Source organism: Ruegeria sp. YTSC106, from assembly GCF_059609765.1.
The window spans coordinates 90,640-117,037 of sequence record NZ_JBXWMI010000001.1 but is presented as its reverse complement, the minus strand read 5'-3'; the positions used below and the strand labels follow the sequence as shown (position 1 = coordinate 117,037).

General features: G+C 56.1%; 22 protein-coding genes and 1 pseudogene. 8 read left to right on the top strand and 15 right to left on the bottom strand.

Features of this window, described 5'->3' with window-relative positions; translation table 11 throughout:
* Positions 1-24: 24 nt before the first annotated feature.
* The 3 genes from AC2FEB_RS00525 to AC2FEB_RS00515 form a co-directional block, all read right to left on the bottom strand.
* Positions 25-1,263, bottom strand: coding sequence for an NAD(P)/FAD-dependent oxidoreductase (locus AC2FEB_RS00525; protein ID WP_496670755.1), 1,239 nt, complete (start codon positions 1,261-1,263; stop codon positions 25-27).
* Between the two features lies 1 nt (position 1,264).
* Positions 1,265-3,478: a TRAP transporter permease gene (locus AC2FEB_RS00520; RefSeq protein ID WP_299898210.1), complete on the bottom strand. Its 2,214-nt coding sequence runs from the start codon at positions 3,476-3,478 to the stop codon at positions 1,265-1,267.
* Positions 3,479-3,557: 79 nt separating this feature from the next.
* The gene (locus AC2FEB_RS00515) at positions 3,558-4,565 is read right to left on the bottom strand and encodes a TAXI family TRAP transporter solute-binding subunit (protein WP_496670758.1); all 1,008 of its coding nucleotides are present in this window, start codon (positions 4,563-4,565) and stop codon (positions 3,558-3,560) included.
* 129 nt (positions 4,566-4,694) lie between these two features.
* Here AC2FEB_RS00515 and AC2FEB_RS00510 point away from each other — a divergent pair, with 129 nt between their 5' ends.
* The gene (locus AC2FEB_RS00510; RefSeq protein WP_496670761.1) at positions 4,695-5,639 is read left to right on the top strand and encodes a LysR family transcriptional regulator; all 945 of its coding nucleotides are present in this window, start codon (positions 4,695-4,697) and stop codon (positions 5,637-5,639) included.
* 44 nt (positions 5,640-5,683) lie between these two features.
* Here AC2FEB_RS00510 and AC2FEB_RS00505 read toward each other — a convergent pair whose 3' ends face one another.
* From AC2FEB_RS00505 to AC2FEB_RS00490, 4 genes are all read right to left on the bottom strand, one after another.
* Positions 5,684-7,897 carry a hybrid sensor histidine kinase/response regulator gene (locus AC2FEB_RS00505; protein WP_496670763.1) on the bottom strand — a complete coding sequence of 738 codons (2,214 nt, stop codon included), beginning with the start codon at positions 7,895-7,897 and terminating at the stop codon, positions 5,684-5,686.
* 3 nt (positions 7,898-7,900) lie between these two features.
* Complete coding sequence (locus AC2FEB_RS00500; protein ID WP_117873359.1) at positions 7,901-9,070, bottom strand: FIST N-terminal domain-containing protein; 1,170 nt, start codon at positions 9,068-9,070, stop codon at positions 7,901-7,903.
* Between the two features lie 46 nt (positions 9,071-9,116).
* Positions 9,117-9,800: a response regulator gene (locus tag AC2FEB_RS00495; RefSeq protein ID WP_496670767.1), complete on the bottom strand. Its 684-nt coding sequence runs from the start codon at positions 9,798-9,800 to the stop codon at positions 9,117-9,119.
* Positions 9,801-9,941: 141 nt separating this feature from the next.
* Complete coding sequence (locus tag AC2FEB_RS00490) at positions 9,942-11,708, bottom strand: PQQ-dependent methanol/ethanol family dehydrogenase (protein WP_496670769.1); 1,767 nt, start codon at positions 11,706-11,708, stop codon at positions 9,942-9,944.
* Positions 11,709-11,883: 175 nt separating this feature from the next.
* Here AC2FEB_RS00490 and AC2FEB_RS00485 point away from each other — a divergent pair, with 175 nt between their 5' ends.
* Positions 11,884-12,438: a hypothetical protein gene (locus tag AC2FEB_RS00485; protein WP_496670772.1), complete on the top strand. Its 555-nt coding sequence runs from the start codon at positions 11,884-11,886 to the stop codon at positions 12,436-12,438.
* Between the two features lie 2 nt (positions 12,439-12,440).
* Here AC2FEB_RS00485 and AC2FEB_RS00480 read toward each other — a convergent pair whose 3' ends face one another.
* From AC2FEB_RS00480 to AC2FEB_RS00455, 6 genes and pseudogenes are all read right to left on the bottom strand, one after another.
* Positions 12,441-12,836 (bottom strand): c-type cytochrome, encoded by a 396-nt coding sequence (locus tag AC2FEB_RS00480; RefSeq protein ID WP_496670775.1) that lies wholly within the window; start codon positions 12,834-12,836, stop codon positions 12,441-12,443.
* A gap of 121 nt (positions 12,837-12,957) precedes the next feature.
* Positions 12,958-13,497 carry a sel1 repeat family protein gene (locus AC2FEB_RS00475; RefSeq protein ID WP_496670778.1) on the bottom strand — a complete coding sequence of 180 codons (540 nt, stop codon included), beginning with the start codon at positions 13,495-13,497 and terminating at the stop codon, positions 12,958-12,960.
* A 555-nt stretch (positions 13,498-14,052) separates the two neighbouring features.
* Positions 14,053-14,142: pseudogene (locus AC2FEB_RS00470) on the bottom strand (ABC transporter ATP-binding protein); the annotation flags it as partial.
* Positions 14,143-14,252: 110 nt separating this feature from the next.
* The gene (locus AC2FEB_RS00465; protein ID WP_496670780.1) at positions 14,253-14,696 is read right to left on the bottom strand and encodes a cupredoxin domain-containing protein; all 444 of its coding nucleotides are present in this window, start codon (positions 14,694-14,696) and stop codon (positions 14,253-14,255) included.
* A gap of 21 nt (positions 14,697-14,717) precedes the next feature.
* Complete coding sequence (locus tag AC2FEB_RS00460) at positions 14,718-15,680, bottom strand: YVTN family beta-propeller repeat protein (protein WP_496670782.1); 963 nt, start codon at positions 15,678-15,680, stop codon at positions 14,718-14,720.
* Positions 15,681-15,682: 2 nt separating this feature from the next.
* Positions 15,683-16,846, bottom strand: a complete 1,164-nt coding sequence (locus AC2FEB_RS00455) for an ABC transporter substrate-binding protein (protein ID WP_496670784.1) — start codon at positions 16,844-16,846, stop codon at positions 15,683-15,685.
* A gap of 163 nt (positions 16,847-17,009) precedes the next feature.
* Between AC2FEB_RS00455 and pedF the strand changes: the two genes are divergently transcribed.
* From pedF to AC2FEB_RS00425, 6 genes are all read left to right on the top strand, one after another.
* Entirely contained in the window at positions 17,010-17,690 is a 681-nt protein-coding gene (gene pedF / locus AC2FEB_RS00450) for a cytochrome c-550 PedF (RefSeq protein WP_117873375.1), read from the top strand.
* Between the two features lie 78 nt (positions 17,691-17,768).
* Positions 17,769-18,605: a substrate-binding periplasmic protein gene (locus AC2FEB_RS00445; protein ID WP_496670787.1), complete on the top strand. Its 837-nt coding sequence runs from the start codon at positions 17,769-17,771 to the stop codon at positions 18,603-18,605.
* 71 nt (positions 18,606-18,676) lie between these two features.
* Entirely contained in the window at positions 18,677-19,201 is a 525-nt protein-coding gene (locus tag AC2FEB_RS00440) for an SRPBCC family protein (RefSeq protein WP_496670790.1), read from the top strand.
* A gap of 28 nt (positions 19,202-19,229) precedes the next feature.
* The gene (locus AC2FEB_RS00435; protein ID WP_117873381.1) at positions 19,230-19,712 is read left to right on the top strand and encodes a (2Fe-2S)-binding protein; all 483 of its coding nucleotides are present in this window, start codon (positions 19,230-19,232) and stop codon (positions 19,710-19,712) included.
* An 80-nt stretch (positions 19,713-19,792) separates the two neighbouring features.
* A complete protein-coding gene (locus AC2FEB_RS00430; RefSeq protein WP_496670792.1) occupies positions 19,793-22,153 on the top strand; it encodes a xanthine dehydrogenase family protein molybdopterin-binding subunit in 2,361 nt (786 codons plus the stop codon).
* A 95-nt stretch (positions 22,154-22,248) separates the two neighbouring features.
* Positions 22,249-23,040 carry an FAD binding domain-containing protein gene (locus AC2FEB_RS00425; protein ID WP_496670795.1) on the top strand — a complete coding sequence of 264 codons (792 nt, stop codon included), beginning with the start codon at positions 22,249-22,251 and terminating at the stop codon, positions 23,038-23,040.
* 46 nt (positions 23,041-23,086) lie between these two features.
* On the opposite strand, the gene AC2FEB_RS00420 is transcribed toward AC2FEB_RS00425, so the two are convergent.
* Entirely contained in the window at positions 23,087-23,974 is an 888-nt protein-coding gene (locus tag AC2FEB_RS00420) for an FAD:protein FMN transferase (RefSeq protein WP_496670797.1), read from the bottom strand.
* Positions 23,971-26,010 carry a 4Fe-4S binding protein gene (locus AC2FEB_RS00415; protein ID WP_496670800.1) on the bottom strand — a complete coding sequence of 680 codons (2,040 nt, stop codon included), beginning with the start codon at positions 26,008-26,010 and terminating at the stop codon, positions 23,971-23,973. Before AC2FEB_RS00415 ends, AC2FEB_RS00420 begins: the two co-directional genes overlap by 4 nt.
* Positions 26,011-26,398 lie beyond the last annotated feature (388 nt).

Below are 26,398 nucleotides of genomic sequence, written 5' to 3'. Positions count from 1 at the left end.
CTTCGAAACGGTGGCTGGCGCGAGTTAAAAGCGTGACAAGGCGAATGAATCCAACGGGATGTTGAGGCGTTGCCCTGACACCAGGTCGGCCACCAACTCACCGGTTTTTGGGGCCATCATCAAACCGTAATGGGAATGACCAAAGGCGGTGAACAGGCCCTTGTGCCCCTCTACCGGACCGATCGCAGGCAAACTGTCAGGAAAAGACGGGCGTCGGCCCATCCAGAACTGCGTATCCGAGGTGTTCAGATCCGGCATCATTGCGCGGGCCTGTGCGGTCAGAAGGGACTGTTTGCGTGGATCTGGCGGCGCGTCGATGCCGCCGAATTCGGCCGTACCGGCCACACGCAAACCGTCCTGCATCGAACTGGCAACCACCTTGGCGTCCACGTCCATCACCGAGTTCTCCAGGCTGGCAGAGGGGGTCGGAAATTGGACATGGTATCCACGCTCGGCCACCAGTGGCACGGGCAAACCCAAGGGTTTCAGCAACTCGGCAGACCAAACCCCGGCGGCCAGCACGACAGTATCGGCGTGGATCGTGCCGGCCGGCGAGGTCAAATGCCATTGTCCGTCTTCCGTGCGCTTTATTTCTTTGACTTCTGTCCGCACGAACTCGGCGCCTTGTTGACGGACCTTGTCGGCCAAAACCGCACCGACCCGCCCAGGAGACGTAACCCGCGCCTGTCCCTTGATCAGGATCGCAGCGTTGAAATCTCTGGAAAGCGCGGGTTCGATCCGGCGCAATTCTGGTCCGTCGATCCGCTCAAGATGTCCGCCTTTTTCCTGCCGGATCAGATATCCCAGATCTTTCAGGTCAGCCTGATCCGGGTTGCGAAACGCGTGGATATAGTTGGAATCAACAATAAGGTCTTCGTGCCCGGTATTTTGCAGATGTCTTCGGTACAGATCTATCGATGGACGGCACAGCACCTCCATTGCGTCCGAAATGTTGCGTACGGATTTCACGCTTGAACTCTTCAGGAATCTCAGGCCCCAGGGTATCATCCTGGGCCAGAACGAGAGCCTGACGGTCAAAGCGCTTTTCGGGTCCAACAGCATCCGAGGGATCGTTTTCCAGATGCCGGGCGTGGCCTGCGGGATCACCGACCACGGTGAGACGACACCGGCATTGCCGAACGATGTCTCCTGCCCCGGTTCTCCACGGTCGATCAGCCGCACGGCAATACCGCGCTCCTGCAAGGAGAGCGCACAACATAGGCCGACGATCCCGGCGCCGATGATGGTCACTTGTTCAGGCATGTCAGACCGTTGCTTGAATTCGGCTACGGGCGATCAACTGTGTGACAATGACAGGAGACGCCACCGCCAATGCGATCAAGTCAGCCGTCAGAGTGGGCGCCACGAAGATAATCCCGGCAACGACCATCAGGATGCGCGACACGAGACCGAGTGGCTGCAACCAATACCCCACGACCGCTGCCGAAAGCGCGATGACACCGGCAATACAGCTGGCTGCGGTATAGGTGAATTCCCAAAGATCAAACCCGGTGGAAGACACGAACAGCAAAACCGGCGCATAGACGAACGCCATTGGCGCGATTACTTTACCCAGACCAAGCGTAAAGGCGGACAGCCCGGTGCGGAACGGGTTGGAATTCGCAATCGCTGCCGCCGCATAGGCCGACGTACAGACCGGAGGTGTGATCTCGGACACCACGCCGTAATACAGTACGAACAGATGGCTTGCGATGGGCGGAACGCCAAGCTGGGCCAACGCAGGCTGCGCGACCGAAACGAGCATGATGTACAGCGCCGTGGTTGGAATGCCGGCGCCCATCAGAATGCAGACGATGGCAATGAAAACCAGCGAGATAAACAGTTGCAAGTCTTCCATCGCAAACAGTTGGAAACTGCCGAATGAGATCATGTTATAGAGATCTGCCGCCAGGTTCCCCGCACCTTGTGTCACCATGAATCCGATGCGGAAACCGATACCGGTGGTGTTGATCACCCCTACAACGATACCCACCGCAGCCGCCGCAGCGCCCACAGCCAGAGAGTATTTCACACCCAGTTCAACCGCCTGCAGCATCTCGGGCACTTCGATACGTTTCTGCGGGTTAAGCGTGGCGATCACCGACAGCCCACACAGGATTGCCGTCATGGTCAGGTCAAAGCCTCCATCCGAGAACTTCCACAGGACGAACCCAAGGAAGGCTGCTGCATAGATCAGTGTCGGAGGTTGCTTGATCCGCGACATGCCCGCGATGACAGCAAGCGAAATGCCACAGAAGGCCGACATAAATGGCGTGTAGCCGGTGAAAAGGACCACCAGCAGGCCGATCAACGGCACGATGTTGGCCCAGCCTTCAGTCCAGACAGCCTTGAGCTGCGGCAACTGTTCTTTCGCCAGACCCTGAAGGTTCAGCTTGCGCGCCATCAGATGCACTACGGCGAAAACACCCACGTAATGCAGAAGTGCCGGAAATATCGCAGCGATCACGATGGTGGTATAAGGCACCTCGAGAAACTCAGCCATGATGAAGGCCGCAGCCCCCATGATGGGTGGTGTGATCTGGCCGCCAGCCGAGGACGCGGCCTCGACGCCGCCCGCAAAATGGCCGGGGTATCCAAGGCGCTTCATGTTGGGAATGGTCAACGCGCCGGTCGAAACGGTGTTGGCCACCGAAGAGCCCGAGATCGTGCCGAAGAAGGCCGAGGATACCACCGATACTTTGGCCGGACCGCCCGTATAGCGACCCGCCAAAATTGTAGCGTTGTCGATGAACAATTGCCCCAGCCCAGTTCGCTGAGCGATCACGCCGAACAAGACAAAATGGAACACGATGGTCGATACGACCCAAAGCGTTACACCATAGATACCTTCCTGCGGAAAATACATCGATGATACGAAGGTTTTGAAGTTCACACCCGGGTGCTGCAACAGCCCGGGAAAATAGGGGCCCAGCAATGCGTAAGAGATGAATACGCAGATGATCAGAGGCAGGACCCAGCCCAACGTGCGGCGTGCAATGTCCAGTACCAGCAGGATGATCACGACCCCGAGAATCACATCATAGTTGTTCGGGTTGCCCATGCGGAAGGTCTGCTCCTCGATCCCCAGAAACGGAATGCCGCGCCAGGCGAAGCCCACGTATAGTGCGGCGATGATGCCAAGCATCATGAATACCAGGTCATAGAGAGGGATATTGCCGACGCGGAATCGGCTGATTTTGAGCGCATAGAGGCTTTTCACCCCGATAATCGGGATTGTGGCGTAGACCAGAATGAACAGCAGGGCCAGATAGATGCCCATATGCCAATGGTCGGCAGGCAAACCGAACCCAGCCGTGAAGAATTCGTAGAACGCAAAAATCAGGGCGACCACGCGCAGCACCTTGCCTGCGGTGGGCGTGACCTGCCGGACAGCGGCACCCTCGTCGAACTGTTCTTCGATTGCCGCAAGTTCCTCGGCCGTCAGTTCGTGGTCATCAAGTTTCTGGGTCTCGGACATGATGGCCCCCCGATTTCGCATAATTCCAGAGTGCGGTGCCCCGACCGGGGCACCGACGACAGGTTTCAGTCAGGTGGGGCTATTGAAGAAGACCGGCTTCTTTATAGAATTTCTCAGCACCCGGATGCAGCGGAACACCCAGTGCCTCGACGCCATCGAGGGCAGTATCAGGCGTGATCTGCTTGCCCTTTGCGTGGCCGTTGTCCAGCAGCTTGCGGGTATTATCGTTCCACATGGCTTTGGTCAGCTGATAAACCAGATCTTCGGACAGGTCCGATGACACAACCAGCATAGCGCTGACCGCTGGGGTTTTGGTTTCAGTGTCAATACCCTCATAGACGCCACCCGGAATGGCCGAGGGGATATAGGCAGGGATAATCTCGTTAATCTTTGCCAAATCTTCATCGTTGAAAGAATGCAGGTTCATCCCTTTGGTCGAAGACAGTTGCACCATTGCGGCAACCGGCCAGCCCGCCGCGTAGAAATAGGCGTCCAGTTGGCCATCGGCCAGACGTTCGGCACTCTGACTGTTGTTCAACTCGGCCTCATCCATGTTGTCACGGTTGACGCCCCAGGCTTCCAGCATTTGCAACACAGCGACCTGCGTTCCCGAACCAGCTTGCGCGATACCGACGCGCTTGCCTTTGAGATCACTCAGATCGTTGATGGTCTGACCCGCGGGAAGAACCAGGTGCAGGTCTTCGGGGAACAGGTTTGCGACGATGCGCAGATTCGGGTGGGGTTTGCCTTCAAACTTTCCCTCACCCAGATACATCGAACGGGTTACATCAGCCGCGGCCAGGCCGGCCTCAAGCTCGCCGTTTTGCACGGCGGCATTGTTGAAGACTGATGCGGTTGTTGACTGTGCGATCGCGATCAACCCGGGCACGCCGCATTGTCCGCCCTCTTCACAGGGGCGTGAGCCCGGAGGGGCCGAAATCCCGTTGGCGATGGTCCCGCCGATCGGGAAATAAGTGCCGCCTGCACCACCGGTGCCGATGCGGAAAAAAGTTGGATCCTGTGCAAACGCTGGTGCAGCCAGTGCGCCAGCCAAAGCCAAACCCGTCAGGCATTTCAAAAATCTCATCGTAAGCTCCCAGTTTTGGATCATTGGATTCGGTTTGTCCGAACTCTGATCCAATCAGCCTATGGAGTTTTATCATAAATACAAATTTGTTATATTTAACAAAACGAAAGTTTACCTTATGTATTGAGCATGAACCTTGCTCAATTGACAGTTTTTCGTGAGGTGATGGAAACCGGGTCCATATCTCAGACCGCAAAGAAGCTGAACCGGACACAACCCGCGATCAGCCTGGCAATCAAGAACCTGGAAAGAAGTCTTGGACTGACCTTGTTCGAACGAAAAGGTCGGCGTTTGATCCCGGTGCCCGAGGCGCACTACCTGTTGGCGGAAACCACTGGGATACTGGACAGATTATCAACGGTTTCCAGCACGATGCACGGGCTTCTTAAAGGAAGCTCAGGCAATCTGAATATTGCTGCAATGCCGGGACCGTCCATTTTTGCCTTTCCGAATTTCATCAGCCGCTCGGTTGGCGGGAACCCGGCCATCCGGGTTACGCTGTCGACCCGCAGTTCGCCCCAAATAATGGAACTTGCAGGCACCCAGAACATCGATTTCGGGTTTGCCGATTTCGAGCATCCGATCGGAAAGAAACCACAATTCACGGCAGAAATCATAAGTGGAGATTGCTTTTGCGCAATGGATCGAGACAATCCGCTGGCTCAAAAAAAGACCCTGACGATTTCAGACCTCGATAGCGTGCCAATGGGTGGGCTGTACGACACACACCCTTTTCAAAAGAAAGTGCAGCGTGCTTTTCAGATGGTTTCTGCGTCTTACAAACCAAGCGTGACATGCCAGTATTTTCTGCCGCTCATACCCTTTGTCGGATCGGGACAATGCTGCACTATAGTCGATCCTTTGACCGTTGCGACAGAACGAAATCTAAACATCTCAAATGGCCGTGTCGTATTCCTGCCTTTCAAGGACCCGCTCAGATATGAATATGCGATCCTTACGCCGGATCATCGCCCCCCTTCACAGTTGGCGTTGAAAATAAAGGCGGGCTGGAAGGCGGAAGTTGTGTCTATGCTGGTTCAGACCAAGGCCAATCCGCGGACAGAAGATATCTGAAAGAAACGTGGCTGACCTGCAACTCAACCGACAACTGGAAAAACTCACGCGTCGCGTACCATGGAGGCTTCCAGAGTTGATTTGAGCAGTTGTGGATCGATTGGCTTGTATAGAAGGGGCAACTTTGCTTGCTTGCATTGCTCGACAAGCTCAGGTGATCGATTGGCTGTAATAATACAGCCAGGCAGATGCCCAAATTCATCTGTCAGGGCGCGCATGGCGTCCGTCCCTGTTTTCCCGTTGTTCAATTGATAATCTGCGACGACAAAGTCTGGAAGGATGCCTATCTCGCGCAGAAGACTGATTGCTTCGTTTTCGCTTTCGCATTCAAGAACTTCGACGCCCCAGGATTCGATGGTCATAGTTAAAGCGTTGCGCAGATTTTCATCGTTTTCGATCAACAAAGCGATGGCGTTGCCGGGCACATTGAAACTTGGTTTTTGTATCGCTGAAGAGCCGAGGGAAATCTCTGGCTTCGCTTTCGTCAAAGGTATCTCGACCGAAAAGCCCGTCCCCTTTCCGACTTCGGAATGAAGATGGATGGGGTGCTGTAGCAACCCACAGGCCCGCTCAACAATCGCAAGACCCAACCCCATGCCTTCGGCAGCGCTGGCATCCGAATGCAGGCGCTGAAATTCCTGAAACACAATATCTCTTTGATCTGATGCTATGCCGATGCCCGTGTCCCAGACCTCCAGGGCAATTGCGTTTTTGCGATGCCTGACACCGACAAGAACTTTTCCGGTCTCGGTGTACCGGATCGCGTTTGACAACAGGTTCTGCAATATCCGCCGAAGATAACTGGCATCGCTTGTGACCAAAGCCTTCGTGTCGACAAAACGCAATTTCAGACCTTTGGCTTGGGCGACGGGCCGAAAAGCGTCCTCCATTTGTGAAAAAAGCTCGCCTACCGACACCGTAGACAGATGCGCCGTGGCTCGACCGGAATCCAGCTTAGATATATCCAGCAAGGCTTCCAGAATGTGTTCGACACTGTTCAGTGCACTTTCGGCTTTTGCTGCGACGCTCCGGGCGGAGTCTTTGTCCAAGCCGCTGCCCAGTGACGCAACATAAAGTTTTGCCGCAGACAGAGGTTGCAGCAGGTCGTGGCTGGCGGCTGCCACAAAGCGCGATTTTGATGCATTCGCCCGCTCGGCCTCATTTAGCGCATCCGCAAGTTCCATTGTGCGCGACGCCACACGCTGTTCTAGCATTTCCTTGGCTTCGTACAAAGCTTCAGCAGACTTTCGTTCTGCAGTCACATCAGTAAAGGAGATCACAAATCCCCGGTCAGGCATTTCCTGGGCAAAAACAGACAGTATTTTTGATCGCCCCCGATGCATCTGGAATTGAAGAGGGCGGCGAGAAGTCTGCCGGCTGACCCAATTCAGCAGATCCGCCTCGGTAATTCCTTTCTCAAAGCTGATGTTGTCGCTGAGGCGATTGGACAGGGTTTCAAATCGTGTGCCCATCTGAAACTGCGTGATCGGTATGGCCAAAAGCTCGCTTGCGCGGGTGTTCCATCCGATCATGCGGTGCTTGTTGTCAAATATGCAGACGCCCTGATCGATATGCTCAAGCGTTGCGCGGATCAGCCTTGCCTTGTCGTCAAGAATGCGAACCCTTTCCTGCCGCTCGATCCGCATGATGTCTGTTACGTCGGTTTGCAGGATCACAGTACCACCGTCTGGCGTGCGGTGTTCAGACACTTGAGACCATCGATTGCCGGCAAGACGAACATTGAACACCACGTGGTCATCTGCGTGGCGATCCAAGCGGCTTTTGGCCCAGTCCTGGGAAGTCATTGTCTCTGGCAGGGACAGGAACCCGGATTGGCTGACCAATTCTACATACTCGGTAAACCGCAAGCCGGGGCTCAGCTGTTCCTGAATGTCAGGCATATGCAGCCCAAACCGGCTGTTGCACAGCACCAGTTCTTCGTTGCGATTGAACAGAGCAAACCCTTCCTGCACCGTTTCGATCGCGTTCGCCAAATCCGCCCGCGCCGCTTCGGTTTCCTTGTTGGCCTGCGCCAACCTGGCGTTGGAGTCATTCAGAAGCTCAAGCGCGCGTTCAAGCTCATCCGTTCGGGCGCGAACTTCTTGCTCCAGAACCGCTGCGCGCTGAAACTGTGCATAAGCCGCGCCCGAGGCGTCGGTGGATTCCTCGACACGCCGCATGAGGGCCTCGACGATTTTCCTCAGCTTTTCGTTCTGACGATCAAGCGTATCCGAGGGATCTGTGAGATGCTCGATCATGCCTTACTCTTTCTCGGGCGGGTAAATAGCAACGCCGGTCAGGGTCTGGTTCACATGGATCGAATTGTATTGTTCTCCGTAGGTCGAGAAACCGACCACGTGATTGCGGGACAGGATGTTCGAGATCTCGTGCGTCTTCTGCTTTTCCTGAGCCTCCAGCCGACGAAGAATGCAGTCACAGCCCAGAATGGTGTCGGGTTGCTGTTTGTCGGTCAGTAGCCCGATTTCTTCCTGCAGGTGTTCGACCATGTCTCGGGGTTCTGCCAGAGTCAGAACCAGCCCCTCGTCAATAGCCGAGAAAAAGACGAGATCCCCGTTACCCGCCACCTGCTGAATTGCGCGAACATGGTGTTTTCCACCGATTTGCACAACGACAGGATGGGCCGCAAAGGTAAATGTCGTCAATTGTTCCGGGTCTTTGCCGAGAATACGGGCATATTCGCGCGCAGCGGGTTCGGCATTGATTTCCTGAACGATGCGTTTGGCCGGGTCCGCCTTGGTCACCACCATGCGGCGGGCGGTGGGGACGAGGTGATCGGTTTTGAACACCTTTATCGGACACCGCGTGCGAACCTGGGTCAGTATGGCGGCATTGCTCCGTGCCTGCCCCTGATGCAGAACATAGGTGCGCCCGAATTGGGTTCCATCCCCCGCCGATCCACCGAACAATGGTACCGGCCCAAGCCCTACCGCCAATTCCGACGTCAGCTCATCTTCTTTTGTCGACAACCCGTCGATCATCAGGAAGGTGAATTCATGATCCCACTCCGGCGCGTTTTCCATCATCGCGTTTCTGTTGTGGATCATCTCTTTGATGATGCTGTCGGCGTCGAACTTGTTCAAGTCCGGAACAAGAACCGTGCATATTTCGAAATGGGATCGTGGCAGGCCGATCGCGACGATCTGGTCTTCACAGTAACCACTATCCGCCAACTCTCCTGCGGTGGTGCAACCAACTACCGGGGTTGGAGCAAAGGCGTGCGCGGCTTCCACAATCACGGCGGATGCATCTGCGTTCGGGCTGACAAAAAGTATGACAAGCGCTAGCGGATCATCACCCAGCTGGCGTTCGAGCGTCTCGATTGACTGCCCGGTGTCGTGTTGTGCAAAAGCCGTTTTAACGATGCCTGGCGCACGGGCTTGGGCTGTCGCCCACCCGACTGCTTGGTCCATCGTGCCTCCTCCCTAAAAGCGCGACGATGACATGAGAGTATGACGCTTAGCCTTGGTCTTGCAAGACACTGGCAAAGGACGCCTTCTTAGCGATCAGAACCGCCTGTGTGCGGCTTTGTACACCCAGTTTTCGCATTATTGCGGTCACATGTGCCTTGACCGTGGTTTCAGCAATCGACAGGTCATAGGCGATTTGCTTGTTCAGTTTGCCTTCGCAGATCAGTTGCAGGATGCGCGCCTGCTGATTTGTCAGCGTTACAAGGCGATTTACCGCGTCGCTGTGTTCGTCCTCTTCCGTTCCGTCAATCAAAACGCAGCCTTCAGGCACAAAGACATCGCCGGAATGAACTGTCTCGAATGCAGTGCGGAACACGTCTCGCTGACTGTGCTTGGGGACATAGCCTGATGCACCGGCCTGTATCACCTGACTGACGACGCGGGTGTCGGTCAGCGATGACACGACAATTACCGGAGCATTTGCTGCCGCCTTCAAGCGGATAAGGCCATCCAGCCCGTCCACATCCGGCAGGTTGAGATCCAGCATAACGGCGTCAGGTTTCAGTCCACTTGCCAGCAGATCCATCGCGCCCTCCAGCCGGTCTGCCGTGTGGATTTCTCCAATCTGTGCCACACTTTGCAAAGTCATCGACAAGGCGTCGCAAAACAAAGGATGGTCATCAACGATCAGCACTTTTTCGAAATCGTTTCTTGCGGCGGATTCAGCAAGCATTGGGTATAGCCTTTTGCATTCAAATGGTCTCCAGCCTAACCAATCCTAGCAACGAAAGAAATCCACGCATACTGGCGGAAGGTCGTATAAAAACGCGCGCCCAGATCAGGGGCGCGCGTCAGAGCTTTGTATCGTCCTGGGTCAGTTAGCCGAAGCCAGTTCCTTCGGCAGGCGGAAGGTCCACAAGGTGCCACCCTGGTTCAGGTAGTTGACCTTCTTGGCCACCTCACCACCCCAGAGCGGAACCGCGCCGCCCCAGCCGGAAATGATCGAGACATACTGTTCGCCGTCCTGTTCCCACGTAACGGGTTGGCCGACGATGCCCGAGCCGGTCTGGAACGACCACAGTTTTTCACCGGTTTCGTCATCCAGCGCGATGAACTCACCTTCGGGCGTGCCGAAGAACACCAGCCCGCCAGCCGTCGTCATCACACCTGACCACAGCGGCGCATCGTTCTTGTATTCCCATTTCCATTCCCCGGTATCCGGATCAATCGCCTTGAGCGAGCCGATGTGATCTTCGTAGTTTGGCTTGATTGTAAAGCCTGCGCCCAGATAGGCGGCACCCTTTTTGTAGGAGATCGGCTCATTCCAGATATCCATGCCCCATTCGTTCGATGGCACATAGAAGTTACCGGTACGCTGCGAGAAGGCCATCGGCATCCAGTTTTTGCCGCCAAGGAAAGAAGGCGACGCAAAGATCACTTCACCCTTCTTGCCATCAGCCGCTGTCGCCGGATCGCCAGGGCGGTTGTCTTCGACAAAGATCGGGCGGCCGGCCTCATCAATGCCTGACGACCATGTGATATCCTTGACAAAAGGATTGGCTGAAACAAAGGCGCCATCTTCGCGGTTCAGAACATAGAAATACCCGTTGCGATCAGCGGTGGCGAAACGCTTGTTTCCTTCACGGTCGGTATAGGCCACGACCTCATTTACACCGTCATAGTCCCAACCTTCGCGTGGCGTCGTTTGGAAGTGCCACTTGATGTCGCCGGTTTTCGGATCGATTCCAATGCGGCTGGCCGCATAAAGGTTGTCTCCGGTATTTCCTTCCGTCGGCGTACCCGCGTTACGCAGCCACGAGTTCCACGGTGCCGGGTTTCCGGCCCCGAAAACAAGCGTATCCGTGTCCGCGTCATAGGAACCGCCCAGCCAGGTCGCGCCACCGCCGGTTTTCCACATGTCGCCGGGCCATGTTGCATTTAGCTCGCCTGTCATGGTGCTTTCTTCACCGTTCAGCGTACCCATATGGCCTTCGATGACCGGGCGTTCCCACACCAGATCGCCGGTGTCCACGTCACGGGCCTGCACGGTGCCAACGATGCCGAATTCACCACCGGAATTTCCGGTAATCACCAGCCCGTCGACGATCAGCGGAGCAGCTGTGTAAGAGTACCCCGCCTTGTAGTCAGCGATTTTGTCGCGCCACACAACGTCACCGGTGTCTTTGTTCAGGGCCACAATCCGGGCATCAAGCGTCCCGAATATCACCTTGTCACCGTAAATGGCGGCACCGCGATTCACCACGTCGCAGCACGGGAGAATGCCTTCGGGCAAACGCGCATCGTATTGCCAAACCTCTTTGCCGGTCTCGAGATCAATCGCATACAGGCGCGAATACGAACCGGTGATATACATCATGCCGTCATAGATCAGCGGCTGGGTTTCCTGCCCGCGCTGCTTTTCACCACCAAGGCTGAATGCCCAGGCAGGCAACAGGTTCTTGACGTTGTCCTTGTTCAGCATGTCCAGCGGGCTATAGCGCTGCAAGTGGCGCCCCATGCCGTTTGTTACGACCTGGGTCGTAATAGTCTGGTCGTTGGCCAGATCGTCCTCAGTAACTTCTGCATGGGCCACGCCCGCTGCAATCACACTTGCGACCGTCGCCATTATAAACCGGTTCATCGGTGTCCTCCCTAGACTTGTGTCTTCCCTCCACGCCGAATCCCCGACAGATCGGAGCTGTGGGCGTGAGTATTATTCGCAAGGGGGTCTTTCGGCGAAATTGCACAATGGTCGTAGGGAGGGAGTCACGGATTTCAACTAGTGTGGTGCGTGTTTTTGGGGCTCGGAGGAAACAATGCAGAAAGTTCTTGCAGGGCTTATCGTATTGGGGTGGTCCGCCTGTCTGCCGGCCAGCGCTGACCCACTAAGCGGAAAAAAGCAGGTATTTTTGATCGGCAATGGGGCGGGCAAAACCCTTGTCGGGAACATCAGCTTTAGCCCGGAAGGCACCTTTTCTGCTTACAAAATCGACCTTGCCATTGGACCGTTCACCGAACACTTCCTGTCCATGCGTCCGTTTCGATGCCTGGAAGGACCGGACAAACACTGGTGCCATGTCCCTTATCCCTACGCTCTGCAACGTAAGGTGTCTGTAGTTGATCTGACCGATCTGGAATACGACCTTTTGTTTATCCACAAAGGTGCAACCGAATACGGCATCAATATGTGGAACGGCGTTTACTATCAGCTCCGGATCGATGGTGATCGACTGGTCGGAGAGTTGCACGAAATGGATATGGGTCTGCTGGCGGTCCCGCCGGCTGAGGGTGAACTGAGGCCGGTCACAGATAAGGACATTCACCAAGCCGAACCGGACAGCCATTGGCTGCCGCGGCTTGTCATCGAATAGCTCTACTGAGCCGAGATACTGCCCAGATACGCCAAAATAAAGTCCTGAACCGTGCGATCTTCGATCCCGACATGGCGCATTTTTGTGCCAGGCATGAACCCGTCGTTATCTTCCATCCATGCCCGCAACGCTGCGGGCGTCCAGACGATCCCGGACCCGGCCAGTGCTTCGGAATAATCATACCCTTCGACGGTTCCGGCGGCCCGACCCAAGATATTGTCCAGTGGAGGCCCATAGCTGGGGTCAGTGGAATCAGGGGCGTGGCAGCGTCTGCATTCTGAGTAAAACAGCGTTTCTCCGGCTTCGACCTTGACCTTATCAAAAGTGCTTTCGGCAAAAACAGGATATGGTGAGACTGCAAATGCGGCCAAACCGAGGGAAAGGATGATGTGTTTCATGTGATCCTCCGACATTTGTGCAAGGATACATGCCGCACATCATTGGGCGGCTTGACTCACATCAAGAAATTCGCCGCCGAGCCTTATCCTTTGGTCGTAGAAATCTGACAAAAACGAGGATTCAGAATAGAGGCGCGTATTTCCACTCATCCGCATCAGGGGTTACTTCGTTCGGGTCGTAGCCCGAGTCCTGCAAGCGTTTGGCGATTTTCAATCCGTCCCGAGCAGCCGCGTCGACATAGGCGCGCCCGAGCCTTTCGTCTTTCACAACGCCATGTCCACGCAGCAGATTGAGACCGAAGTTGAACTTGCCCACCGGGTCCCCCAGGTCAGCCGCGCGTTTGTCCCATGCCGCGGCCGCGTCAGGGTCGTAGGGACCACCCAGCCCGTTATTGTCCAACTGACCCATCCACGTCATTGCGCCGGTATAACCTGCCTCAGCACAGGTTCTGAACAGGGTACGTGCCATATCATGACGGCCGGACTTCGTCATGTAATAGCCTGACGCACAGGATGTCATATCGGTGACGCCGTTTTCGATATTGCTCATGACTTTGCCCCACCCGGTGTCTTGCGGATTAAGCGTGCCGTATTCGTCCTCAACCGTCTGGGCTGAGACGGCTGTGGACAAAAGCAGTGCAACAGTGGCGGTGCGGAACATGATCAAACCCTCCATCTGGCCACCACAATAGCCGACCGGGTTCGGAAATTCACGCCTGCGATGGTCGTAGACGCGATAATCCTTTGAGCGCTTGATCCCGCGTGACGGGTCGTATCCCCACAGTGACCACCAAAGAAAAACTACTCCGGCAAAGATCGCCCCTTAAAACGCCTATGCATTGAATTGCCCGTAAGGGCGGCTCGACAGCATGGGTGAAGGGATAGAACGCGCAAATATCGCGCGATAAAACTGAACTTTTTGACATTTTCCAAAGTGCATTAATCGCGGAAGACAGATTAACCGCGGAAGACAGACAGAACATCGGCAAGATGAGGAAGTTCATCACACCCGCGAAGTTTTCAAGCTGTTTGATAACGGATGAACGCGCAAAGCTTCGCGAATGAGGATAGCGCCTAGTGCGATCAATCCGGCCTTCGTGTCGGCGCACCGATTTTCAACAGGACCCCTTGCTGCAACGGCATTCCTTTTTTGACCTCTTCACAGGCGTCTGCTGAGGAAGGCGGCCGCGATCCTGACCAGCGCCAGCCTCGGCTGCTATGTGATGTCAAAGCCAGCGATTTCGATCGATCCCTGCGTTGTAGTAAACAGCCGCGTGAGGAGGGAAAACCGTGTCGCCTTACCTGCACCGTTAGGCCCCTACAGCGCGTAAACCCGCCTTACGGGACGTGAATACTTACGTCTTCAAGCGCGTTTTTCACCAAAGGTGTAACTGACGTTTTGGACCGAAAGCCCTGTCACTTAATGGTTATTTCGAGTCGCTGTGTTTCCCCGGTGCTTCCCGGCACCTTCAGATGGTAACTGCCTGGCTTAAGCGCGACAAAGCCTATTTCCATCTCGCCTGCTTCGTCGAACTCGATGGAATCAAGTCCCAGAGGACGGATCTCCAGACCTTCGACGACGATTTCGTCGATCCAGATCGCCCGGAAGAATTCAGAGCCGGTGATCGCCAACTCCTGACTACCGTCACCGTGAATCTCGAATTCGTAATACGTGCCGGACTTCAATTCCCAAGGGGCATCAGCCAGAGGCACACCTGCAGACAGAGTAATTGGCGATAAGTCTTCTTTGTTTTTAGCTGAGAGAATGCCAGCCAGACCAAAGCCTTTGTCATCCTGGGCCAGCGCCAAATTGGGTAGCGCCACGGCCAGCACGGCAATTGAGCGGGCAAAATGCTTCATTTTCGGGTCTCCTGAAAGTGCTTAATTCGTCGGGCGGAAAGCTGCACCCCAAGGGAAGCGCCCGACCTTGATCGTTTTGATGGGTTCACGTTTGGCGACGTCTATAACGGTGACATCCCCGGACACGCCGTTTGTGGTGAACAAAAGCGACTTGTCCGCGTTGAATTCCATGTGCCAGACGCGGCGCCCGACCAGGATGTAATCTTCGACCTCGAAAGTTTCCGAGTTAACGGCAGCCACGTGGTTCGACGGACCCAGAGCAACAAAGGCGGTTTCATCCCCGTTCGATAATTCAAAGCCCACTGGCTGGACCCGATCAGGGTGGACACCATCCACCTTGAACTCGATTTTGGCCTTCTCGGCCTGTGTCGCCACATCAAAAACAGTGATTGTGCCGCCGATTTCAGAGCTGACCCAAAGCTCGGTTCCATCTTTGACGAATTCAGCGTGGCGAGGGCGTGAGTCGACCAGAGTGTTGGCGAACAACTCCTGTGTTTCGGTATCAATCCAATGAGCCATATTGGTGGTTTCGGAAGTGGTGATGGCGATCTTTCCATCGGGTGAAACCGCCATTCCTTCCGGTTCGATACCCACGTCAATCTGGGCAATCACGCTCCGCGACACCGTATCGACGACAGTTGTGATCGCGTCATCTTCGTTGGCTATGTACAGATGCCGATCATTGGGATGCAAAACGAACTGTTCAGGGTCTTCGCCCGACGGCAGATCATGAAGGATTTCTCCGGTTTCGGGGTCCATTACCTGCACCGAATCGCTGTCTGACGCACAGATGTAAAGAACGGAGTAGTCCTTGGAAAACGTGATCCCTCGTGGTCGTTCACCGGTTTCAAGGGTGCGGATCACTTCAAACGTTTCGATGTCGATCACACTGAGCGTGTCGTCTTTTTCGTTGCTTACCCAGATTTCATCTGCGGCTGCCGGAGCGCAAAATGCTGTTGCAGCCAAAAGGGTGGCTACCTTCATCTTCATTCCTCCTTAAAGGCCGTGCACTGGCTTTCGGGCTCATCAATGCCAAGCGTATCCAGTTCCGTTCGTTGATGCAGGAAACCCTCGAGCGGTGCGAGGGCCACGACAGCCCGTTCTGTCACCAAAGGGATTGGTTGGCGCAACTGGCCATTCCAGGCACGAAAGTTCATCGCCCGGCCCTTGAAACCCGCCAATTCAAATCTATCCGACAGAATGTATTCCCGCAGAACAGCAGGATCGCCAGATTGTGTTCGGGTCACGGCCTCGCCCAATGACCGAAATGCAGCCCATGCCGCGTAGTCGATTGACCTCATCGGTCGTCCTGTTTGATCGGCGAACCGGCTCTGCAACTGAACCGCCCCCCATTGCTCGACCACGGGCGACCACGTCACCGGTCGCAACCCTTCCGAACCTGCAACCGGTCTTGGTTCCCACGTGTTGAACGGTATGTAACGGGCAAAGTCGTTCAGTTCATCAGCTACCAGCAAGACATCGTAATCCCCGAAATCCTGAGTAAAAACTGGAACTTCCTGGGCCGCATTACGTCTCAGGTCAGCATCAAAACGCCAGGTCTTTTCTGCACGAAGTTCCAGTCCGAACTTGGTCAGCGACTGTCTGAAGGCGTCTGCAAAGGCCACGTCCGACAAGTGCTCTCCGGTGATCAGAACCAGATCGTCCCAGCGCCTTTTGACCAAAAACTGTGCCAGTGCGTCCGTGCGCATCGCGTCAGACGGCATAGTGTGCAGCAGGTTGGCGCGGCAGGTGGTATCTCTTAAGTCGCGATCAGGTGCAGACGCGTTGAACAAGATGGCTTCGGCAGCCTCCGGAAGGTCAGCCACAGCCAGTTGCGCCCGCGCCGGAGCGTCCAAAATCAAGAAGCCTGTCTGGGACAGGGCCTGACGCGCTGCGGCCAGCCAATCACCGTCTTGAGGGACCGTCATAACTGTCAGTTCGTACTTGTGACCCAGAAACTTGGCCGTCGTCAGATTGTCTGTCAGTGCCAGTTCCGCACCTGCCGCACCAAGGTCTTCAGGTATTTGATCAAGGTTGGACAAAACCGGTGGGCGCTCAACCTGTTGCTGCAGGTAGACAACAGAAACGGCAACCTCAGCCGCGGCCACCATTGGTAACAAAACAAGAGTTGCAAAGACGCGAAAAAACATGGCCGTGTTTGCTCCTCCTCCGATGCTGCTCCACTAAAATGGGTCCTTGGGTGGCATGCCATTCGACCTTAGTCGCAAGCATTGGCTCATCTGCAACCAAGGTCGAATTTCATGGCGTTTGTCCCTGGGCTATGACCGGGGTAAGCATCAGAAGGAGGAGACGATGCGTCTTGTTTTTTTTAACACAGCGCTGGCTGCCCTGACCGCAGGCGGTATGGCGTTTGCGCACGGAGATGTCGCCCCGCAACCTGTGAATACAGATGCCTTACCGGATGTGGGTGAGGAATGGTTGATCGAAAACCCCTATCGCGATCAGGGTGAGGACGTTTGGCAAGCCGCCATCGAAATAGGCGATTCCGGATACAATCAAAACTGCGCGCGCTGCCATGGGTTGGGCGTGGTTTCCGGCGGTTTGGCACCTGATCTGCGCTACCTCGAGGCTGAAGAATACGGCGACGAATGGTATATGGAGCGGTTCCGCGAAGGGTATACTCAGAACGGGATCACTAAGATGCCGGCCTTCGGAGAGTTATTGGGGCAAAAGGCCGCCTGGGCCATTCGCACCTATATCGAAACGCGACCCGATGACGGCGCGCTGGACGATCATAGTGACCGCCTGAAGGAAATCCGCGACCTGCTGGCCTCTATGGCCGATGGCGGTGAAGGCGATGCCGCTGCCCTTCAGTCTGAGCTCAACGAGATTGCAAGCACCATAGAAACAGGATCGGGTGCCCCTGTGGCTGACAGCGTGGCCTTCCGTGCCGCTGTTCTTATCTCGGGCGACAGTCCTGATTTCGCGGAAGCAGCAGAACAACTGACAATTGGATTGTCTGCCGCGCAATAGGGCGGCAGACTGAGGCACATGATCGGACGCTCACTTTTTCTCTCCCTGTTGGCTGCCACCCTTTCAACCGGGATGGCTATGGCTAGATGCGAGGATCATGTGCCTCAACCCAAACCACAAAACGCCAGCCGGGATATCGTTGGCGCCGATCTCGATACCATTGTCGAGCGTGGCTATATCGAATTCGCCGCCTATGACGATTTCCCACCATGGTCCTATGAGAAGGACGGCAGGATACAGGGCGTGGACATCGACATAGGCAGGTTGATTGCCGAGGAGCTGGATGTTGAAGCGCGTTTCAATCTGGTGGCTGCCGGAGATAACCTTGAGGCCGACCTACGCAACTGGATCTGGAAGGGACCCCTGATCAACGGGCGGGTCGCAAATGTGATGTTGCACGTTCCGTATGACAGCGAATTCGCCTGCCGGGTCGAACAGGTGGTTTTCACCGGGCAATACCATGACGAGGAAATCGCCATCGCATATAGCCGCGATGCCTATCCAGACGACCCGCCAGTTCCTGCGTATTTCCGGTTCGACACCGTCGCAGTAGAGAATGATTCGATTGCTGATTTCTATTTGTCGGCATTTCCTGGCGGTCAATTGGCCCAAAACTTGCACAGATATCCTACCGCTGCTGAGGCAATGCAGGCGCTTGCCGTCGGCGAGACAATGGCGGCCATGGGACCACGTGCCCAACTTGAAGCCGGACTGACCCCGGCGCTGGACATCCATGCCCCACCCCTGCCCGGCTTCGCAGTCAGCTCATGGACCAGCGGTGTGGCAGTTCATTTCGCTTACCGCGGTCTCAGCTATGCTGTTGATGATGCCATCAATGCAGCATTGCAGGACGGGCGCATCGCCGAAATCTTCGAACGTCATGGTCTTACGCATTTGCCCCCGGCGCTGCGGTGACTACACCCAAGGTCTTATAGGCATGGCGGTGAACACCGCGTAGCGTAACAAAAATTACTGGGAGAAGTGAAATGGAACTTAGTGACAGCCGCGTCATCGCCGCGCCGCGATCCAAGGTCTGGGACTCGCTTTTGTCGGCAGAGGTTCTGAAAGAATGCGTGCCGGGATGTCAGGAGATGACAGGCTCGGTCGAAGACGGGTTCGAGGCCACCGTCGTGCAAAAAGTAGGCCCGGTCAAAGCGACGTTCAAAGGCTCTGTGACCCTTTCTGATCTCGTGGCGCTTGAAAGCGTGCAGTTATCGGGTGAAGGTAAGGGAGGAGCCGCCGGATTTGCCAAGGGCGCGGCCGACGTCACGTTGTCGGATGTCCCGGAAGGTACGCTGCTGACCTACAAGGTTGATGCGCGCGTCGGCGGTAAACTGGCTCAGTTGGGGGGGCGAGTCATTGATGGGGTTGCCAGAAAAATGGCCGACCAGTTCTTTGAGAACTTCCAGAATGCGGTCGAACCTCAGGATGCACCCGAGCCCGAACCCTCGGATGAGGAAGAGGCCGGGGAAGAAAAGAAAGGTTGGTTCAAGCGCGTGTTAGGCGGTTGAACCTTTGGAATTCAGGGAGGAGAAAGTCATGAAGATTTCCATGACCGTGAACGGCAAAGCTGTGAGCGGAGAAGTCGAAGGCCGGACATTGCTGTCCGGTTTTCTGCGCGATCATCTGTCTTTGACGGGGACGCATGTAGGATGCGACACCGCGCAGTGTGGCGCATGCGTGGTACATGTGAATGGCGAGGCGGTGAAGTCGTGCAACATGCTGGCTGCTGAAGCAGATGGCGCTGATGTCGGAACTATTGAAGGTCAGGCATCGCCGGATGGTTCGCTGAACGTTATCCAACAGGCCTTTCAGGATCACCACGGCCTTCAGTGCGGATTCTGCACGCCGGGCATGGTGATGAGTGCGGCAGCGCTGCTGAAAGAGAACCCACGCCCGACCGAGGCCGAAATCCGGAAGTATCTGGAAGGCAATCTGTGCCGCTGCACAGGGTACCATAACATCGTCAAAGCAATCATGGCCGCATCCGGTCAGGACGTTGGCAGCATAGCTGCAGAATGATGCCGCTACGGGCGTGATCGTTACGCCCGTGGGATGAGTAAGGGATGCTACAGCATCCGTTTATGGGAGGAGAACAAGCAATGCCCAAAGACAGTGGCATCGGAGCCAGTTCCAAGCGGCGTGAAGACGTACGCTTTCTGACCGGAGCAGGCAATTACACCGACGACATCAACGTACATGGCCAGGCCTATGTACATTTTCTGCGGTCCGACATCGCACATGGCCGTATCAAATCCCTGGATACATCGGCAGCCGAAGGGATGCCGGGCGTGGTCAAGGTTTTTACCGGCAAGGATTTTGAAGGCGTGGGCGGGATGCCCTGCGGCTGGGAAGTGACCGACAAGCACGGCGCGCCGATGCAGGAGCCGCCTCACCCCATTCTGGCGCAGGGCAAAGTACGCCATGTGGGTGATCCCATTGCTGCCGTTGTGGCCGACAGTCTGGAACAGGCACGCGACGCGGCTGAGGCAATCGATGTGGACATCGAAGAGCTTCCTGCCGTGATCGACATGAAAGCCGCCGCGCAAGAGGGTGCGACGCTGGTCCATGACGATCTGAAGAACAACGTCTGCTATGACTGGCAGCTGGGTGAAGCGGACGACGCCAAGGTGAATGAGGTGTTTGCCAACGCGGCCCACGTCACCACTCTGGATCTGGTGAACAACCGGTTGGTTGCCAACCCGATGGAACCGCGCGTCGCTGTAGGCGAATACAAGCGTGGCACGGATGAATATACGCTGTTCACCACGTCGCAGAACCCGCATGTGATCCGCCTGCTGATGTGCGCCTTTGTTCTGGGCCTACCCGAGCACAAGGTGCGTGTAGTGGCCCCGGATGTGGGCGGTGGCTTTGGCACCAAGATCTTCCACTATGCGGAAGAGGCATTCTGCACCTTCGCTGCCAAGGCCTGCAATCGCCCGGTCAAATGGACATCGAGCCGGTCCGAGGCGTTCATGTCCGATGCCCATGGCCGTGACCATGTCAGCAAGATCGAGCTGGCACTGGATGCCGACAACAATTTCGTAGGGCTGCGCACCAACACATACGCCAATCTGGGTGCATACCTGTCGACATTCTCCAGTTCGGTTCCGACCTGGCTGCACGGCACGCTGATGGCAGGAAACTACAAGACGCCGGTCATTCAGGTGAACGTGAAGGCGATGTTTACCAATACGGTGCCGGTGGACGCCTATCGCGGTGCAGGCCGCCCCGAGGCGACGTACCAGCTGGAGCGAGTGGTCGATAAAGCCGCACGCGAACTGGGTGTCGATCCGATCGCTCTGCGCCGGCAGAACTTCATCACTCAGTTCCCCTACGACACGCCGGTAGCGCTGACCTACGACACCGGGGATTACAACGGAACGATGGACAAGCTTGAGGCCGCCGCCGATCTGGCAGGTTTTGCAGCGCGACGGGCGCAAAGCGAAGCCAAGGGCAAGCTTCGGGGCCTGGGCATCAACTGCTATATCGAGGCTTGCGGCATTGCGCCGTCGAACATCGTCGGCATGCTGGGGGCCCGGGCGGGTCTTTATGATGCCGCGACCGTTCGGGTGAACGCCACCGGTTCGATCAGTGTCATGGTCGGCGCGCACAGCCACGGTCAGGGCCATGAGACGGCCTTCCCGCAGGTTGTGGCAGACATGATCGGCATCGACGAATCGATGGTCGAGATCGTGCATGGCGATACGTCCAAGATTCCGTTTGGCATGGGCACCTATGGCTCGCGTTCGCTCGCGGTTTGTGGTTCGGCGATGGTCAAGGCGACCGAAAAGGTGATCGACAAGGCCAAAAAGATCGCCGCCCACCTGCTAGAAGCGTCCGAGGCAGATATCGAGCTGAAGGACGGTCAGTTCAGCGTTGCGGGTACTGATAAATCAGTGGCCTGGGGTGATGTGACTCTGACAGCTTATGTCCCGCACAACTATCCGCTGGAGGTAGAGCCCGGGTTGGAAGAAACTGCTTTCTATGACCCGGCCAACTTTACCTTCCCATCCGGGGCCTATGCCTGCGAAGTCGAGGTTGATCCCGAGACCGGCAAAGTCAGCATCGAAGCCTTCACAGCCGCAGATGACTTCGGCAACATCGTTAACCCGATGATCGTGGATGGTCAGGTGCACGGTGGTATCGGTCAGGGTATCGGTCAGGCGCTTCTGGAAAACTGCGCCTACGATGAAAACGGTCAGCTTCTAAGCGCGTCCTTCATGGACTACGCGATGCCGCGTGCGGATGACGTGCCATTCTACGGTGTCGATCATTCCAGCCAGACACCCTGTACGCACAACCCATTGGGCGTGAAGGGCTGCGGCGAAGCCGGCGCGATTGGCTCGCCTCCTGCAGTGGTGAACGCGGTTATTAATGCGCTGAACTCGGGGGGCAAGGCGGTGGACCACATCGACATGCCGGTAAGCCCGTCGCGCGTCTGGGCGGCGATGAACAGCTGAGAGGAGAGGGCGGACCGGGGGCCAGCCCCCGGACCCCCGAGATATTTTTAGCCAGATGAAGGGCGGATCCGAGCCTTTCGGAAAGGAAAAACGAAATGTACAGTTTCGAGTTTGAGAAACCCTCGACCATTGCTGATGCGGTTGCCGCACTGACGGCCGAAGATGCGCAGGCGTTGGGAGGCGGACAGACGCTGATCCCCACGTTGAAGCAACGGTTGGCGGCCCCCTCCAAGTTGGTGTCGATGAGCGGAATTCCCGAGATGCAAGGCGTTTGCGTCGAGGATGATGGATCGGTGTCGATCGGTGGGGCGACATCGCACGCCGTGGTGGCTCGCGAGGCTGCAGGAGTGCATCCTGCGCTTGCCGCGCTGGCCGGTCAGATTGGCGATCCGGCGGTGCGCAATCGCGGGACCATTGGCGGTTCGGTTGCCAACAATGACCCTGCGGCCTGTTATCCTGCAGGCGTGTTGGGATCAGGGGCAACTGTTGTGACCAATACACGCCAGATCGCAGCCGATGACTATTTCCAGGGAATGTTCACGACAGCGCTGGATGAAGGAGAGATCATCACGTCGATCCGTTTCCCGGTACCGCAAGCGGCGAGCTATCAAAAGTTCCTGCAGCCGGCGTCGCGTTTTGCGCTTGTCGGGGTCTACCTGGCTCGCTTCGCAGACGGAGTACGCGTCGCTGTAACCGGCGCGAGCGAGGACGGAGTTTTCCGGTGGTCCGAGGCTGAACAGGCGCTGAACAAAGAATTTCGCCCTGATGCCCTTATGGACCTGCGCGTGAACCCAGCAAACATGATTGCGGATCTGCATGGGAGCAAAGAATACCGAGCACATCTCGTTTCGGTCCTGACCAAACGCGCGGTTGCAGACTGCCTATAATCCACTCTCAAAGAACTCGAAAAGCCTCGGTGTAATCCGGGGCTTTTTATCCTTGCAACTTGACCACTTTTCCACTGGGGCGAACACAGATCGCGATGTAATCGCCGGCTGCTCGCGCGAGGGTCGCTGCAATTTCAGACTCTGAGGCGTAACAGAATGCTGTTGAAAGCGCATCTGCTGCCGCAGCATCCGGCGCCTGGATACTGACCGTTGACCAAAGCGGTGCGTATTCGCCCATCGGGTCGATGATGTGAGCGCCTCCAGACCGCAGGCGCATGACGCCGGGACTGGACGTAGCGATGGCGCGGTCTTTCAAATGCGTTACTTCGACAAGTCCGTGCACTGGATCCGAGACGCCCAGCAGCCACTGACGACCACTTGCAAAATACTCTCCGATATTGACCAGGACCTTTTCCCACCCGGCCTTGCGCAAGGCGTGTACGACCAGATCGGTGGCGAAACCTTGAGCGATTCCATTCAGGGTAAGCGCTTGACCTTGACCCAGCTGCACTCGGTTCTTGGATAGACGTACGCGATCCCATCCAATCAGCGCTCGAGCGTTTTGAACTTCTTTCACTGAAGTCGCTTGCCAAAGTGGCTGAACCGTCGGATCAAAGCGACCATTCGTGAGGTCGTAAGCCGCATTGCACGCTTGCAAGAGAGACACGAAAGCGGGATCGGGGCTTTTGAGATGCCCTGTTCGGTTGAGTTCAGATAGGGCGGAGTCCGGGCGGTACAGGCTGAACAACGTTTCGCATTTTCCCAAAATGGATCGCAGACTGGCAATGGCGTGTTTTGCCTCCACAGGGTCGGCATCCAGTGTCAGACCGATATCGGCCCCCATGGCGTAGCCCCGCCAACGGGTAGGCAGCGCATGAGATGGAGATGCCAATGCAGCAGCAGAAATGGCCAGGAAGCGGCGGCGATTGATCATTCGGCAGCGACCTCTCTTGTGCGACGACGAGCCGCGACGATCAGAGGAACACAGCGGTTGCGGTCATCGTGTATGGCGACGCAGTCGAGACACTGAAAACACTCATCATACTGGATTTGACCGGTTTGCTTGATCGCGCCATATTTACATTTGACCTTGCACAGCTGACAGGGTGACCCGCATTCGGCACGGCGCTCGATCCAGTCGCGGCCGCGAAGCAATCCGCCTAGCGCAAGGAACGCGCCCAAAGGGCAGACATATCGGCAAAAGCCCTTGAACAAAACCATACTCAATACCAGCCAGAAGACGGCGTAGGCGACGTAATACCATTCCCGGACAAAGAATGTCGTGATTGCCGTTTTGAATGGCTCAACCTCTGCCGCCTTGTCGACCTGATCAGGCGCAGCAAGCACAACCACCAGCAACGCCATTAGAACCGCGTATTTTAGCCACTTCAAACGGTTGTCCCATTTTGGCGTTGGTTCGAATTGGCGTATGCGCAGAGCTTTGCCGAGATGATGCGCGAATTCCTGAAGAGCGCCGAAAGGGCAGAGCCACCCGCAAAACAATCCCCTGCCCCATACGATCAGACCTGCAAGTGTCACCATCCAGATCAGCAACGAGAACGGATCATAGAGCAGGAAGGTGAAACTGCCGCCGTCCAGGGCAGTGCGCAAAGCTCCTAAAACCGTGACGATCGACAATTGCCCCTGGCCCCACCAACCAACGAATATCGTGACAAAGGCCAGAACAGCAAGACGTATGGGAGTAAACAGTGGCTGGGCGGCCAAAGCATTCATTCGTAGTACCAAACCGGCCAACAGAACAGTCAGAAACAGGCTCAGAATGATCAGATCGGATTGGCGATTTCGCAGCGCTTCAAGCCAGGGCGGTGCCGGTGCAATCTGCTCTGGTCGATCAAAGAACTTCTCAGGAGTGACGTGTGCAACCTCCAAAGTGACAGAACCAGTTTCAGGCTGGAACATGCCATGTTCGCGAACCGAAAGAACCTTTAGCACCCATTCCCGGGAAGGGTCGAAGCCCAAGCGCCGGTCAGTGCGCAAGATCATGGCGACACCATCGGGTATGTCGTCGGCCAACTCGACCAACAGATCAGCGTCCCGCAGAGCGACAGGCAAACCGCCCTGTTCTGCCGAAACCCAGTCGGGTGATGTATTGCGGACGAAATCTTCGCTGACCAAACCATGGCGTGCCGTTTCGATCACAAGGATCGGTTCGTCATTGTCCGAGATTTCCATGAAGCGCTGTAACTCTTCATAACTGTCTTGGGACAAGACAGCGCGAGCGATGGACTTCGGACCCACATCTACAACCCAGAGGTCCAGATAAGGGTCGTCGGGGTTGTCCTGCGCCTCGGGATCGTCGTCTTCCCACAGGGTGCCATCGAACAGAGCGTCAACTTCCGCATTGGTGTAAACCTTGCGTGTCGCGATGCCTTGACCGACCAGATCCTGCCAGTTGAGTTCCTCTTCATAATCTGGATTCGGAAATGCAGGCGGTGCACTTGCCAATCCCTGCATTTTCTCGCGCGCGACGGCCAAAGCCGCGCCCATGACGGTTTCATGCGCGATCCGCACACTTGCTGTCGCCTTTGTAACCCCGTCCAAATAGACCAATGAGGATCCGCGTGCTGCATCGCCGTACGGGTTTCCGACAACGATCGAATCCGATATCGAAAGGCCCCCATATTGTTCGAAAAATTTATGGAACGGGGCCTCTCCCAGCCCTGAGACAAATATCGGCTCGTTATGTTCGATCAACTGCACGTCCAGAAAACGCCCTTCAAGATCCAGCACGATCAGAATATTGATCGGCGCGCCGGAAAAACCGGGCAGCGGTACTAAAGGTTCCGACTCAAAGACGTACCCCGCTTCGGCCCCACCGGAGTTCAGCAGGCTGTAGACGCCGTTTTCGTTCAACGCCTCTCCCAAGGAGAACGGCGCACGGATGTAGGGCTCCATATCTTCACGCGACAATGGTTCGGCCAAAACCGCCAGGCTGCTGAACAGCAGCATCAGACTTCCCAGGAGCACGCGCATGGTCGAAAGACTAACTTTCCGTCCTGCAATGGGACATTCGACGAAAGTCCTAAGTGCCTGCGCGGCCACCCTCGGGCAGCCCTGCGTTCAATGCTGGCCGTTAAAGCGATTGATTGCCGCAGCCCTGCCAAAGTTGCGAGCACAAGGAACCCGACTTCAGCAGGTGTCACCGGCCCCGGTCTGCAAAAAAGTCACCACGGCACCAAGAGCGAATAAAAGCTCCGGATATGTAGCTGTCCGATGAAGAGCTGAACTTGGTTCATAGCTCAGTCCAGCACATCTTCGACCTCGGGGTGATATTGGGTTTCTTTTACTTCAAAAGGTACGCTCTGCCAAAAAAGAACAGGCCGCCCGGTTAGGACGG

Excerpts from the sequence above, each read along its gene's own strand:
- AC2FEB_RS00525 (WP_496670755.1), bottom strand. The coding sequence starts at position 1,263 with ATGCCTGAACAAGTGACCATCATCGGCGCCGGGATCGTCGGCCTATGT.
- AC2FEB_RS00520 (WP_299898210.1), bottom strand. The coding sequence starts at position 3,478 with ATGTCCGAGACCCAGAAACTTGATGACCACGAACTGACGGCCGAGGAA.
- AC2FEB_RS00515 (WP_496670758.1), bottom strand. The coding sequence starts at position 4,565 with ATGAGATTTTTGAAATGCCTGACGGGTTTGGCTTTGGCTGGCGCACTG.
- AC2FEB_RS00510 (WP_496670761.1), top strand. The coding sequence starts at position 4,695 with ATGAACCTTGCTCAATTGACAGTTTTTCGTGAGGTGATGGAAACCGGG.
- AC2FEB_RS00505 (WP_496670763.1), bottom strand. The coding sequence starts at position 7,897 with ATGATCGAGCATCTCACAGATCCCTCGGATACGCTTGATCGTCAGAAC.
- AC2FEB_RS00500 (WP_117873359.1), bottom strand. The coding sequence starts at position 9,070 with ATGGACCAAGCAGTCGGGTGGGCGACAGCCCAAGCCCGTGCGCCAGGC.
- AC2FEB_RS00495 (WP_496670767.1), bottom strand. The coding sequence starts at position 9,800 with ATGCTTGCTGAATCCGCCGCAAGAAACGATTTCGAAAAAGTGCTGATC.
- AC2FEB_RS00490 (WP_496670769.1), bottom strand. The coding sequence starts at position 11,708 with ATGAACCGGTTTATAATGGCGACGGTCGCAAGTGTGATTGCAGCGGGC.
- AC2FEB_RS00485 (WP_496670772.1), top strand. The coding sequence starts at position 11,884 with ATGCAGAAAGTTCTTGCAGGGCTTATCGTATTGGGGTGGTCCGCCTGT.
- AC2FEB_RS00480 (WP_496670775.1), bottom strand. The coding sequence starts at position 12,836 with ATGAAACACATCATCCTTTCCCTCGGTTTGGCCGCATTTGCAGTCTCA.
- AC2FEB_RS00475 (WP_496670778.1), bottom strand. The coding sequence starts at position 13,497 with ATGTTCCGCACCGCCACTGTTGCACTGCTTTTGTCCACAGCCGTCTCA.
- AC2FEB_RS00465 (WP_496670780.1), bottom strand. The coding sequence starts at position 14,696 with ATGAAGCATTTTGCCCGCTCAATTGCCGTGCTGGCCGTGGCGCTACCC.
- AC2FEB_RS00460 (WP_496670782.1), bottom strand. The coding sequence starts at position 15,680 with ATGAAGGTAGCCACCCTTTTGGCTGCAACAGCATTTTGCGCTCCGGCA.
- AC2FEB_RS00455 (WP_496670784.1), bottom strand. The coding sequence starts at position 16,846 with ATGTTTTTTCGCGTCTTTGCAACTCTTGTTTTGTTACCAATGGTGGCC.
- pedF (WP_117873375.1), top strand. The coding sequence starts at position 17,010 with ATGCGTCTTGTTTTTTTTAACACAGCGCTGGCTGCCCTGACCGCAGGC.
- AC2FEB_RS00445 (WP_496670787.1), top strand. The coding sequence starts at position 17,769 with ATGGCTAGATGCGAGGATCATGTGCCTCAACCCAAACCACAAAACGCC.
- AC2FEB_RS00440 (WP_496670790.1), top strand. The coding sequence starts at position 18,677 with ATGGAACTTAGTGACAGCCGCGTCATCGCCGCGCCGCGATCCAAGGTC.
- AC2FEB_RS00435 (WP_117873381.1), top strand. The coding sequence starts at position 19,230 with ATGAAGATTTCCATGACCGTGAACGGCAAAGCTGTGAGCGGAGAAGTC.
- AC2FEB_RS00430 (WP_496670792.1), top strand. The coding sequence starts at position 19,793 with ATGCCCAAAGACAGTGGCATCGGAGCCAGTTCCAAGCGGCGTGAAGAC.
- AC2FEB_RS00425 (WP_496670795.1), top strand. The coding sequence starts at position 22,249 with ATGTACAGTTTCGAGTTTGAGAAACCCTCGACCATTGCTGATGCGGTT.
- AC2FEB_RS00420 (WP_496670797.1), bottom strand. The coding sequence starts at position 23,974 with ATGATCAATCGCCGCCGCTTCCTGGCCATTTCTGCTGCTGCATTGGCA.
- AC2FEB_RS00415 (WP_496670800.1), bottom strand. The coding sequence starts at position 26,010 with ATGCTGCTGTTCAGCAGCCTGGCGGTTTTGGCCGAACCATTGTCGCGT.